Source organism: Luteibacter sp. (genome assembly GCF_051958795.1).
Lineage (GTDB): Bacteria > Pseudomonadota > Gammaproteobacteria > Xanthomonadales > Rhodanobacteraceae > Luteibacter.
Map to the genome: position 1 here is coordinate 1 of NZ_JBQCFT010000192.1, position 2,707 is coordinate 2,707.

Annotated in this window: 4 protein-coding genes; all 4 read left to right on the forward strand. The window is 67.1% G+C overall.

Annotated elements, in window-relative coordinates; translation table 11 throughout:
- Window positions 1-83 precede the first annotated feature (83 nt).
- The 4 genes from ACTHLF_RS09765 to ACTHLF_RS09780 all read left to right on the forward strand — a co-directional run bounded on the left by ACTHLF_RS09765 (window position 84) and on the right by ACTHLF_RS09780 (window position 2,587).
- Window positions 84-455 (forward strand): diacylglycerol kinase, encoded by a 372-nt coding sequence (locus tag ACTHLF_RS09765; protein ID WP_440326985.1) that lies wholly within the window; start codon window positions 84-86, stop codon window positions 453-455.
- Window positions 456-576: 121 nt separating this feature from the next.
- Window positions 577-1,206, forward strand: coding sequence for a LemA family protein (locus ACTHLF_RS09770; RefSeq protein WP_440326979.1), 630 nt, complete (start codon window positions 577-579; stop codon window positions 1,204-1,206).
- Window positions 1,206-2,087: a TPM domain-containing protein gene (locus tag ACTHLF_RS09775; protein WP_440326981.1), complete on the forward strand. Its 882-nt coding sequence runs from the start codon at window positions 1,206-1,208 to the stop codon at window positions 2,085-2,087. Before ACTHLF_RS09770 ends, ACTHLF_RS09775 begins: the two co-directional genes overlap by 1 nt.
- A 5-nt stretch (window positions 2,088-2,092) precedes the next feature.
- Entirely contained in the window at window positions 2,093-2,587 is a 495-nt protein-coding gene (locus ACTHLF_RS09780) for a TPM domain-containing protein (RefSeq protein WP_440326983.1), read from the forward strand.
- The last annotated feature ends 120 nt before the right edge of the window (window positions 2,588-2,707 follow it).

Here is a 2,707-nt window from a genome sequence, read left to right on the forward strand (position 1 = left end):
CGGCGCCTTTCCATGCCGCAGTGCACCTACAACCCGGCCTCGCGGGCTTCCCGCCAGGCGCCCCAGCGGCAGGCCTGAACTCCATGGCATCTACGGTTCCCCGCGGTCCGCGGCAGATCTACACGGCTTTTGGCTGGTCCATGAAGGGCCTGAAAGCCTGTTTCCAGTATGAAGCCTCGTTCCGCCTGGAGGTCTTCAACGCCATTGTCGTCATCCCGCTGGGCCTCTGGCTGGGCGCGGGCGGGGTCGAGAAGATCATCCTGATCACCTTCCCGATGCTGGTGCTGGCCATGGAGCTGCTCAATTCGGCCATCGAGGCGGTGGTCGACAAGGTGAGCCCCGAGTTCCACGAGCTCGCCGGCCGCGCCAAGGACATGGGCTCCGCCGCTGTGTTCCTGATGATGGTCATGGTCGTCGTCAGCTGGGCCCTGATCCTCGTTCCCCGGTATTTCTGAAGCCCCCCGCCGGGGGTGGGCACGTGCCCACCCTTCGGGGCTGGCCTGGGCCCGATGGAACAATCCGCCGGGCGCCGACTTGGGTTACCGTGTGCCCCGCACACCCAAGGAACCCGCTGCCATGAAGACATTCCTCCGCGCCTTTGCCCTCGTCGCCCTCGTCGGGTTCCTTTCCGGCTGCGGCTACAACTCGATCCAGCGCGAGGACGAGGCCGTCAAGGCCGCCTGGTCCGAGGTGCTGAACCAGTACCAGCGCCGCGCCGACCTGGTGCCGAACCTGGTCAATACCGTGAAGGGTTATGCGCAGCACGAAGAGCGCGTGCTGACGGAAGTCACCGCGGCCCGCGCCAAGGTCGGCCAGGTCCAGCTCTCGCCGGAACAGGCGAACGATCCGGAAGCGTTGGCCAAGTTCCAGGCCGCCCAGGGCCAGCTCTCCGGCGCGCTGTCGCGCCTGCTGGTGGTCAGCGAGAACTACCCGCAGCTCAAGGCGGATGGCTCGTTCCGTGACCTCCAGGCCCAGCTCGAGGGCACCGAGAACCGCATTACCGTCGCCCGTAAGCGCTACGTCGACGCCGTGCAGTCGTACAACACGCTGATCCGTTCGTTCCCGAACAACCTCACGGCCAAGGTCATGGGTTACCAGGTGAAGCCGAACTTCAGCGTCGAGAACGAGAAGGCCATCTCCACGGCGCCCACCGTCGACTTCAACAGCGCCCCGGCGCCGGCACCGGCGGCTTCGGCCGCGCACTGATGCGCCGGTTCGCGGCACGGCTGCTGCTCGTCCTTGCATTGCTGGTGCCGCCCCTGGCGGCACTGGCCGACGATGCGGCCGTCCCGAAGCTCACCCGCCACGTCACCGACCTGACCGGCACCCTTACCGCCGACCAGGTCAACCAGCTGGACGCCCGGCTGGTCGCCCTGGAAAAGGCCAAGGGTGCTCAGGTCGTCGTGCTGATGGTGCCCACCACCCAGCCCGACGACCTCGAGAGCTACTCGATCAACGTGGCCGAGGCCAACAAGGTGGGCCGCAAGGGCACGGATGACGGCGTGCTCCTGCTGCTGGCGAAGAACGATCGTCGTGTGCGCATCGAAGTGGGCTACGGCCTGGAGGGTGCGCTCCCCGACGCCATCGCTTCGCGGATCATCCGCGAGTACATGGCGCCGAAGCTGCGCGCCAACGATTACTACGGTGGCATCACCGAGGCGCTCAACGCGATCACCCAGATCGTCAACGGCGAGACCTTGCCGCCTCCGGTCAACCCGGATGAAAGCCACGAGCGCCGCGGCAACGGGGGAGGGCACTTCCTCATCCCGCTGCTGTTCGGTGTGCTGTTCCTGCGTGGCGTGCTCGGCCGTGCGCCGCTCGGCGTTCGCATGCCCATCGGCGGCATCATCGCCGGTGGCCTTGGCTGGCTCCTCCTGAACTCCCTGGTCTTCGGTGCGCTCGGCCTGATCGGTGGCGCGCTGCTCATGGCCATCCCCGCGGGTGCCGGCCGTTCCATCGGCGGCGGTGGCTGGGGCGGCTGGGGCGGCTTTGGCGGGGGTGGCGGCTTCGGCGGCGGTGGCGGTGGCGGCGGCTTCAGTGGCGGCGGCGGCAGTTTTGGCGGCGGCGGTTCGTCGGGGAGCTGGTGATGGGCATGCAACGGATAGCAACCAACCTGTTCGGCGCCTGGTTCCAGATCGGCAGGCAATTCCCGAAGGAAGCGCTGGATGACATCGCGAAGCGCGTAGGCTTCGGCGAGTGCACGCACCGCGGGGAACTGCGTGTCGCGGTGGAATCGCGCCTGCCGCTGGCCGCCGTCCTGGAAGGTGTGACTGCCCGCGATCGGGCAGCCTCACTCTTTTCACACCTGCGCGTGTGGGATACCGAAGAGAACTGCGGCGTGCTGCTCTACGTCCTTCTCGCCGAACACCGCATCGAGATCGTCGCCGACCGCGGGATCGCCGCGAAGGTGGCTCCGGATGAGTGGCACGCCATCACGGCGCACATGCGCGATGAATTCGCGAAAGGGCACTTCCGCGAGGCTGTGCTGACCGGCGTCGACGAAGTGGGCGCGCTCCTCGGCCGCCACTTTCCATCTGACGGCACGCCGCGTACGAATGAGTTGCCGGACCAACCTTTGTTGCTCTGACGCACGGCCATCCCGGCCAATCCCGCAACCACCCGAGACAAGCGTAAACCCATGTGGGAGCGCGCAGCCGCCCCGAAACGCAGAAACCAATGCAAGGAAAGGGCCATGGCCAGAGCATGA

Coding starts and splice junctions, on each gene's coding strand:
- ACTHLF_RS09775 (WP_440326981.1), top strand. CDS start 1,206: ATGCGCCGGTTCGCGGCACGGCTGCTGCTCGTCCTTGCATTGCTGGTG.
- ACTHLF_RS09780 (WP_440326983.1), top strand. CDS start 2,093: ATGCAACGGATAGCAACCAACCTGTTCGGCGCCTGGTTCCAGATCGGC.
- ACTHLF_RS09765 (WP_440326985.1), top strand. CDS start 84: ATGGCATCTACGGTTCCCCGCGGTCCGCGGCAGATCTACACGGCTTTT.
- ACTHLF_RS09770 (WP_440326979.1), top strand. CDS start 577: ATGAAGACATTCCTCCGCGCCTTTGCCCTCGTCGCCCTCGTCGGGTTC.